General features: G+C 67.2%; 5 protein-coding genes. 2 read left to right on the top strand and 3 right to left on the bottom strand.

The genetic code is table 11. From position 1 onward, the window contains the following. Both HC022_RS14445 and HC022_RS14440 read left to right on the top strand, forming a co-directional pair. On the top strand, positions 1 to 1530 hold a 1530-nt coding region (locus HC022_RS14445; protein ID WP_167452919.1), incomplete at its 5' end, for a penicillin acylase family protein. 150 nt (positions 1531 to 1680) lie between these two features. After that, entirely contained in the window at positions 1681 to 2514 is an 834-nt protein-coding gene (locus tag HC022_RS14440; RefSeq protein ID WP_242661688.1) for an IclR family transcriptional regulator, read from the top strand. A 12-nt stretch (positions 2515 to 2526) separates the two neighbouring features. Here the strand turns inward: HC022_RS14440 and mtgA are convergent, their stop codons facing one another. From mtgA to gltB, 3 genes are all read right to left on the bottom strand, one after another. Continuing rightward, positions 2527 to 3285, bottom strand: a complete 759-nt coding sequence (gene mtgA / locus HC022_RS14435; protein ID WP_040383657.1) for a monofunctional biosynthetic peptidoglycan transglycosylase — start codon at positions 3283 to 3285, stop codon at positions 2527 to 2529. A 349-nt stretch (positions 3286 to 3634) separates the two neighbouring features. Beyond that, positions 3635 to 4159 carry a GAF domain-containing protein gene (locus tag HC022_RS14430; protein ID WP_008883168.1) on the bottom strand — a complete coding sequence of 175 codons (525 nt, stop codon included), beginning with the start codon at positions 4157 to 4159 and terminating at the stop codon, positions 3635 to 3637. 278 nt (positions 4160 to 4437) lie between these two features. Continuing rightward, a partial coding sequence (gene gltB / locus HC022_RS14425) for a glutamate synthase large subunit (RefSeq protein WP_167452918.1) occupies positions 4438 to 8086 on the bottom strand: 3649 nt, incomplete at its 5' end.

The raw sequence follows: 8086 nt of genomic DNA, 5'->3' as shown, positions 1-8086 counted from the left end.
GCGGTGCACCTGAAGACGCCCGAGTTCGACGTGATCGGGGCAGGGGAGCCCTCGGCGCCGGGGATCTCGCTCGGGCACAACGGCATCATCGCCTTCAGCCAGACCATCTTCAGCGCAGACCAGGAGGACATCTACCTCTACGAGACCGACCCGGCGAATCCCGACCGCTATCTCTGTGACGGCGAATGGACCGACATGGAACTGGTCGAGGAAAGCTTCCCGCTGCGCGACGGCGCGCCAGAGACGCGGGTGCTGCGCTTCACCAGGCACGGGCCGGCGCTCTGGCAGGATCCTGAGCGCAACCTCGTCTTCGCCCTGCGCTCGGTCTGGTTCGAGCCGGGCTCCGCGGCCTATCTCGCCGGGCTCTCGTCGATGCGGGCAACGACCCTCGACGGGTTCCGCGCTGCGATCGCTCGATTCGGCACGCCGTCCCTGAACCACCTCTACGCCGACACCTCAGGCACCATCGCGTGGATGCCCTATGGCATGATCCCGGTGCGTCACAACTGGGACGGGCTGCTTCCGGTGCCGGGTGACGGGCGGTTCGAGTGGGACGGGTTCGTGCCGCTCGACACCATGCCACTGACGGTGAACCCGACCTGCGGCTACGTCTATTCCGCCAACGAGGCCAACCTGCCCGAGGATTGGGATCACGAGGCCAACCGCGTGGGCTTTGAGTGGCTCGAGGCCAGCCGCGCCCGCCGTATCGCGGACGTGCTGGGCTCGGAAGCGCCCGGCAGCCACGGCATCGCCCAGTCCATCGCGCTGCAGACCGACGTCATGACCGAGCCCGGGCTGCGCCTGCGGGCGCTTCTGGCGCCGCTCTCGGCCGAAGGCGCCACCGGGGAGGCGCTGGCGATGATCGCGGGCTGGGATGGCATGGCGACCGCTGACTCTGCCGGCGCGGCGCTCTGCGAATACTGGTACGCGCGGCACCTGAAGCCGGCGCTCTTCGCGCTCTTCGTGCCCGACCCCAGGCTGCGCCCGCTGATGGAGCCCGGCGACGTGGAGGGTATCCTGAAGGCGCTGGAAACCCCGGGCGCGGCCTTTGGCGAGGCGCCCGCGGCGGCCCGCGACGCACTGCTTCTCGAGACGCTGGCCTCCGCCCATGCCGCGCTGGTCGCGACTCTCGGCGAAGACGCCTCCGAATGGCGCTGGGGCGATCTGCACCACGGCTTCTTCGAGCATCCGCTCGGCCCCGTGGCGGGCGAGGCGTGGCGCAAGAGCCACGACATCGGGCCGCTCGCCAAGGGCGGCAGCGCCTCGACGGTGATGCACGCCGCCTACCGCACCTCCGACTTCCGCGTGACCATGGGGGCCTCGGTGCGCATCGTCATGGACGTGGGCAACTGGGACGAGAGCGTCTTCATCAATGCGCCCGGGCAATCGGGCGACCGCCGCTCGCCGCATTACGACGATCTCGCGCCGCACTGGGCCAGGGGCGAGTATGTGCCCTTCCTCTATAGTGACGCCGCGGTCGAGGAGGCGACGGCGCAGGTCATCCGCCTGCTGCCCGCCTCCGGCAGCTGAGAGAGGGCGGCATGATCCCGGGGGAGGAGGTGCGCGCCGGGACTTCCAACGGCGCGGCGCGGTTGATATTCAGGGGGAACCTCTTTCCCGGCCCTTGTCTCGCCGACCCCGGGACCGGCCGCAGTGGATGGTGACAGCTTGGATCAGGACGTGAATCGCCCGCAGGAGACCACGGTCCCGGAAATCGACCGCGCCTTCCCGCGCACCGATACCGAGGTCGACGAGCGTCTCTTCCTCAAGTCCGTGGCGCGGGCGATGGACGTGCTGTCGGTCTTCGCCGAGAACCCCACGCCGATGTCGCTGGGCGAGATCGCCGCCATTACCGGCGAGAACAAGAGCTCGGTGCAGCGCATCGCGCAGACCTTCCTCGTGCTGGGCTATCTCGAGAAGACCGAGCAGGGGCGGCTGGTGCCCGGCCGCCGCATCCTCGAGCGCAGCTTCGACTACATGCGCTGCAACCCCCTGATCGAGCGCGCGACGCCGGTGCTCACCGACCTGCGCAAGATCAGCGGCGAGCGGGTGGACCTGAGCCTCTTCGACGCGCGCCACCGGATCAAGCGGCTCGAGGTCATCTACGGCATCCGGATGCAGAGCAAGCGCGAGACCTTCTACGCCACGCTCACCGGGCGGAGGAAGCCGACCTTCCTGACCTCCGGCGGGCGGGCCTGCATGGCGCATCTGCCCGACGCCGAGATCGCCGACATCCTCGAACTTTCGGACCTGACGCCCTCGACGCCGAAGTCGCGCTGCAAGCCCGAGGAGATCTGGGAAATCATCGCCGAGGTCCGGCAGGACGGCTACTGCTTCGCCGCCGAGGAGACGCTGATCGGCGAACTGGCTCTGGCGGCGGCGGTCTGCGACAAGTCGGGCATGCCGGTGGGGGCGGTGCACATCGCCGGATCGCTGGGGGACTGGTCGCCGACCGAGTTCCGCAAGCGCTTTGCCCCGCTCGCGGTCGAGGCCGCGCGCGCGCTCAGCGACTGACCCTCTCAGAGCTTACTCGAAACAGTCCGCCCGCCCGTCGCGGGCGATGGTGGCCGCCCCGTCGCGGATCTGCGACGCACGGCGCTCGACAAAGGCCGAGGGGCGCGAGGCCGAGCGGTCCTTTGGGTCGGGCAGGATGGCCGCCAGCCGCGCCGCCTGCGTGGCGCTGAGGTTCTTCGCGGAGACGCCGAAGTAATGCTCGGCGGCGGCCTCGACGCCGAACACGCCCTCGTCGAACTCGGCGATGTTGAGATAGACCTCGAGGATCCGCTTCTTCGACCACACCGCCTCGACCAGCGGCGTGACCCCGGCCTCGAGTGCCTTGCGCAGCCAGTTGCGGCCCTGCCAGAGATAGGCGTTCTTCACGGTCTGCTGGCTGATGGTCGAGGCGCCGCGGTTGCTGCCCTCGGCGATGGCGGCCCGGATGGCGCGCATGTCGAAGCCCCAGTGGGTGCAGAAGTTCGCGTCCTCGGCCGCCACGACCGAGCGCAGCATCACCGGTGCCATTTCCTCGGCATCCACCCAGTCGTAGTCCACCGGCCCGCCGAGCCGGCGGCCCTCGGACCACATGGTGTAGGTGGTGGGCGGGTTGAGCACCTTGTAGGCCAGCACCAGCACGAAGCCCGCGGCAAGCAGCGCGAGCGCGGCGCGCAGCGCCATGCGGGTCAGCCAGCGCACCGGGTTGGCGCGCCGGAGCGGCTCCGCGACGGCTGTCCGGAGATCCTTGGTCTTGCCCGCTTTTGTCTGCTTCTTTCTGCTCGTGCGTGCCATGTCGTCAGTATTCGCACAGCCCATCGCCGCGGAAAAGAACCTGCGCGCGGGGGAGGGGCGTTCTTGCGGTTCGGGGATCTTCGGGCGGGGCCTTCTGCCGCGGATTTCCTGCGAAACGGCGCCCCGACCTGTGGCGCGGATGCATCGCGTTTGTCGCGCCGGAAGGGGCGGCAAAGAGGTAACCATTTATTAAGGAGTTCCGGCGAATCTCGCTGTTACCGGGACGTTCGCATCGTGTGTACTGGGGTGATGCGACGCCGTGGCCGGGCTTGACGGACGACCGGGCTCCACGATGAGGGGCGCGGAGCCCGGCCATACATCAGACGCACCGCCCGGGCGGGGCGGTGCGTCAATCGATCAAGACGTGAAGTTGGGAAATACCGTCACGTTCGAGAATGTTCTGTGCCTTGCGCTGCATGTAGCGCGTCGTTTGCCGGGCCAGGTAGGACATGATGTGCATGTCCCGCTCTTCCCAGGTCCGGGGGACGGTGTCGCCGACGCAGAGCACGGCGAAGGGCGTGTCGAAGGGGCCGTAGATCGGGTAGCCGAGATAGGCGCGAATCCCGAGTTCGGCAAAGCCGGGGTGATTCTTGTAGCGCGGATCCTCGAGCACGTCCTCGATCACCAGGGGTTCGGGGTAGGTCAGCACGTGGCTGCACACCGACAGGTCAAGCGGCGTTTCGTGCATCTTGTCATAGGGCTCGGCAAGGCCGCGGTCCGCGACAAAGACCTGACGGTCCTTCGCGGTGTCGATGACGGTCACAAGGGCTACGGGAACGCGAAGCAACTGCACGGCGACGTCCACGGTCGCCTGCAGCGAATACCTGTCTTCCGATGCCAGCAACGCAAGGTCGCTTAGGCGCAGGATCTCCATATCGAGGTCAACCCTTCTGGGATGATTGAGCCCAATATTCCGGGCAACTATGCCACCAACCACTACCTATAAGTGTATCAACAAGTATAATTAGCACATTAAAGCTGAGGAAGCTCAACCTTAAACATCATCATCACAGATGCGTGAGCGCGTATCTGCCAAGTAAGTTTCCAAACAGGATGCTCGGCGTTTCCATAGCATGGATTTTCGGCAGCTACAAAAGAGAACGCCCGGGATTATCATCCCGGGCGCCTTGTTTCCTGCGGTTGCCGGCCGGATCACTCGGCGGGCACGGCGATGTCTGACTCGATGCCCAGCGGGTGGGCGAGCTTGTTGAGCATCTCTTTCGGGCAGACCTGCACGAAGTGGCCCTTCTCGAGCTCCCAGTGCTGCAGGATGTCCTGACCCTTGCGGCTCTTGGTCTCGGCGACGTGACGCTCGATCAGGCCCTTCACCTCGTCTTCCCAATGGCCTTCCGACACCGGGCAGCTCACGAGGCTTTCCATGTTCATCATGTCGGTCGCCTCGCCCTTGGGGTCGTAGAGATAGGCCATGCCGCCGGTCATGCCGGCGCCGAAGTTGGCGCCGATCGGGCCAAGGATCACCGCCACGCCGCCGGTCATGTACTCGCACCCGTTCGAGCCGCAGCCCTCGACCACCACCTTGGCGCCGGAATTCCGCACCGCGAAGCGTTCGCCCGCGCGGCCCGCCGCGAAGAGGTAGCCGTCGGTCGCACCGTAGAGCACGGTGTTGCCGATGATGGTGTTGTCATCCGCCTTGAGCGGCGACATCATCGGCGGCCGCACCACGATCATGCCGCCCGACAGGCCCTTGCCGACGTAGTCGTTGGCATCGCCCGAGACCTCGATCTTGAGCCCCGGTGCCGCGAAGGCGCCCAGCGACTGGCCGGCGCTGCCGGTCAGCTTGACGTGCAGGTGGTCGGGCTGCAGCGCATTGCGCATCCCGAATTTCGACACGATGTGCGACGAGGTCCGCGTGCCCACGGTCCGGTGCGTGTTCTGCACCGCGTAGGAGAGCTGCATCTTCTCGCCGTCCTGCAGGAAGCGGTGACCGTCGCGGACGATCTCGGCGTCGAGCGTGTCGAGCACCGGGTTCCGGTCCTTGTTGCGGTCGTAGACGATGTCGTCGGCCCCATCCACGCGGATCAGAAGCGGGTTGAGGTCGAGGTCGTCCAGATGCTCGGCGCCCCGCGAGACCTGGCGCAGCAGGTCGGCACGGCCGATCACGTCGTTCAGGCTGCGCGCGCCGATGGAGGCGAGGATCTCGCGCACCTCGGTGGCGTAGAAGGTGATGAGGTTCACCACCTTGTCGGCGTTGCCGGTGAACTTGCCGCGCAGCGCCTCGTCCTGGGTGCAGACGCCCACCGGGCAGGTGTTCGACTGGCACTGGCGGACCATGATGCAGCCCATGGCGATCAGCGCGGCGGTGCCGATGCCGAACTCCTCGGCGCCCATCATGGCGGCCATGACGATGTCGCGGCCGGTGCGCAGGCCACCATCGGTACGAAGCGTGACGCGGTCACGCAGCTTGTTCATCGCCAGCACCTGATGCGCCTCGGTGAGACCCATCTCCCACGGCAGACCTGCGTGCTTGATCGAGGTCGCCGGCGAGGCGCCCGTGCCGCCGTTGTGGCCCGAGATCAGGATGATGTCGGCCTTGGCCTTGGCCACGCCCGCCGCGATGGTGCCGACGCCCGAGGACGCCACCAGCTTCACCGTCACCTTGCAGCGCGGGTTGATCTGCTTGAGATCGTAGATCAGCTGCGCAAGGTCCTCGATCGAGTAGATGTCGTGGTGCGGCGGCGGCGAGATCAGCGTCACGCCCTTGGTCGAGTGGCGCAGGCGGGCGATCAGGTCGGTGACCTTCATGCCCGGAAGCTGGCCGCCCTCACCGGGCTTGGCGCCCTGTGCGACCTTGATCTCGAGCTCTTCGCAGTGGTTGAGGTACTCGGCGGTGACGCCGAAACGCCCCGAGGCCACCTGCTTGATCTTCGCCGACGGGTTGTCGCCGTTGGGCTCGGGCACGAAATGTGCCGGATCCTCGCCACCCTCGCCGGAGTCCGACTTGGCGCCGATGCGGTTCATCGCGACGTTGAGCGTCTTGTGCGCCTCGGGCGAGAGCGCCCCCAGCGACATGCCCGGCGTGACGAAGCGCTTGCGGATCGAGGTGATCGACTCGACTTCCTCGATGGGGATGGGCTTGCCGATGGGCTTCACGTCCAGCAGGTCGCGCAGGTGGATCGGCGGGTTGGCCCGCATCGCCTTGGAATAGGTCTTCCACAGCTCGTAGGAGGCCTTGTTGCAGGCCGCCTGCATGAGGTGCATAGTCTGCGCGCCCCAGGCGTGGGTCTCGCCGGACTTGCGTGCCTTGTAGAAGCCGCCGATCGGCAGCACGTCGCGGCCGCCGCGGAAGCCTAGCTTGTGGATCTCCTCGGCCTTCTGCTGGATGCCGTGCACACCGATGCCGGAGATGCGCGAGAGCATGCCGGGGAAGTACTCGGCACACATGGCGCGCGACAGGCCCACGGCCTCGAAGTTGAGGCCGCCGCGGTAGGACGAGATCACCGAGATGCCCATCTTGGCCATGATCTTCAGCAGACCCTGGTCGATGGCCTCGCGGTAGCGCGTGACGTTCTCGGTGAGCGAGCCCTCGAGCAGGCCGCGGTCGATGCGGTCGGCAAGGCTGTCGAGCGCGAGGTAGGGGTTCACGATGGTCGCGCCGCAGCCCACCAGCACCGCGAAGTAATGCGGGTCGATACACTCGGCCGAGCGCACGCCGAGCGAGCAGAACGTCCGCAGGCCCTTCTTGGTCAGCCACGAGTGCACGGCGCTGGTCGCGAGGATCATCGGCATGGCGATGCGCTCTTCGGACTGGTGCTGGTCGGTGAGCACGATGTGCCCGCCGCCCGAACGCACGGCGTCCTCGGCCTCGGCCCGGATCCGGGCGAGGCCGTCACGCAGCGCCCCTTCGCCGGCGTCGGTGGGGAAGGTGCAGTCGATCTCGACCAGCTGCGCGTTGAAGTGCTCCACCAGCTCCGCGAACTGCGCGTTGGCCACGAACGGGCTCTCGAGCACGAGGATCTCGGTCTGCGACGAAGATTCGTCGAGCACGTTCTTCAGGTTGCCGAAGCGCGTCTTGAGCGACATCACCCGGTATTCCCGGAGGCTGTCGATCGGCGGGTTGGTCACCTGGCTGAAGTTCTGGCGGAAGAAGTGCGACAGCGGGCGATACTTCTTCGACAGGACCGCCGACGGGGTGTCGTCGCCCATCGAGGCCAGCGCCTCCTTGCCGTCCTCGGCCATCGGCGCGAGCACCTGCTCGAGCTCCTCGATGGTGTAGCCCGCCGCGATCTGGCGCTTGCGCAGCTCACCTGCGGTGAACAGCGGCTTCTCGGTGATGCCGGCCAGCGCCTCGTCAAGATCGGTGATCTTGCCGACCCACTCGCCGAACGGCTGCGAGGCCGCGAGGCGGTTCTTGATGTCGGTGTCGTGGTAGAGCTTGCCCTCTTCCATGTCGACTGCGATGAGCTGGCCCGGTCCAAGCGCGCCCTTTTCGCGCACGGAGCCTTCCTCGACCGGCACCATGCCCGCCTCGGAACCCGCGATCAGCAGGCCGTCGCCGGTGACGACGTAGCGCATCGGGCGCAGGCCGTTGCGGTCGAGCCCGCCGCAGACCCAGCGGCCGTCGGTCATGGCAAGTGCTGCGGGGCCGTCCCACGGCTCCATCACCGAGTTCACGTAGGAATACATGTCGCGCCATGCCTGCGGCAGCTCGACCGCCTGCTTGGACCACGATTCCGGGATCAGCATGGTTTTGGCCATGGGCGCGTTGCGGCCGGCGCGGACCAGCACCTCGAACACCGCGTCGAGCGCCGCCGAGTCGGATGCGCCGTTGGCGATGATCGGC

The organism is Salipiger sp. HF18 (assembly GCF_011806505.1).
GTDB classification, from domain to species: Bacteria; Pseudomonadota; Alphaproteobacteria; order Rhodobacterales; family Rhodobacteraceae; genus Salipiger; species Salipiger thiooxidans.
The sequence above is the reverse complement of the archived record's forward strand: the minus strand, read 5'-3'. Positions and strand labels throughout refer to the sequence as shown.